Source organism: Duganella flavida (assembly GCF_009857445.1).
Lineage (GTDB): Bacteria > Pseudomonadota > Gammaproteobacteria > Burkholderiales > Burkholderiaceae_D > Rugamonas > Rugamonas flavida.
The window spans coordinates 1-888 of sequence record NZ_WWCN01000050.1 but is presented as its reverse complement, the minus strand read 5'-3'; the positions used below and the strand labels follow the sequence as shown (position 1 = coordinate 888).

General features: G+C 47.1%; 1 protein-coding gene. It reads left to right on the top strand.

The features are described from left to right. Positions 1–368 precede the first annotated feature (368 nt). Positions 369–563 (top strand): YqaE/Pmp3 family membrane protein, encoded by a 195-nt coding sequence (locus GTP46_RS29125; protein WP_161010116.1) that lies wholly within the window; start codon positions 369–371, stop codon positions 561–563. Positions 564–888: the final 325 nt, after the last annotated feature.

Genomic DNA, 888 nt, shown 5'->3' with positions numbered 1-888 from the left:
CAACACTTTGTCGGCCTCGTCGGAAACGATCACAACACAGTTGTTGGAATGAAGATCAATGCCACAAAATAACATGACGTCCTCCTCGATAAAGTTCGGATTCGTACCGTGACTTTATTCCTCGGCTGGGCCGAAGGGAGGACGGCTAGATGATTATCAATTCTGCGAGCAAACGAACACTGTGGAGCTAGCAGCGTATTTAAATACTGAGTGTAGTTAACGGCGAAGACCAGCGCCGATACGGAGAGTCATGCATTCGTGACATTCAGCGACAATTGCCACGTCGCAATTTCGTTATACTGCGCCGAGCATGAGCTCAAAGCGGCACCTCGCGCATTCAGAGGTATCCAAACAAAGGCTTTCGCACTATGCGTTTACTGCTTGCTCTCGTCCTTCCCTGGCTCAGTTTCTTCACTATCGGACGTCCGTTTGCCGGCATCGTCTGCTTGCTGCTTCAGCTAATTGTCATCGGTTGGATTCCCGCAGCCATATGGGCAGTTTACTCCCTGTCGCAGTTCAAAACCGACCAAAAAATCGAACGTGCGCTTCAACAGCGGCGCTAAGCCCAGGTCATAAGGCCAATATGAACGCTAAAGAGGATGGCTCCTACTTCCCCTTTAGGTCTGCTTCGGCCTCGCGGCGACAAACCGTGAACCCTGCTTCGGCAGCGTCCGGCCATAAGCAGCCTTTCGGAAAATTAAAGTTGAAGATCCTGTCGGAATTTCAATAACTATAAATCTACTATCGATTTTTAATTTTTAAAAAAATGGTTAAATTTAAAAAAAATGCCGGATATTTCTTGGGCGTATTCTTATTGTCTGGTTGTTCCTACTATACAAACTTAAAGCCGGTTAAAATAGATGCGAGTTTGCTGGAGCTTCCAGTTGT

Excerpts from the sequence above, each read along its gene's own strand:
- GTP46_RS29125 (WP_161010116.1), top strand. The coding sequence starts at position 369 with ATGCGTTTACTGCTTGCTCTCGTCCTTCCCTGGCTCAGTTTCTTCACT.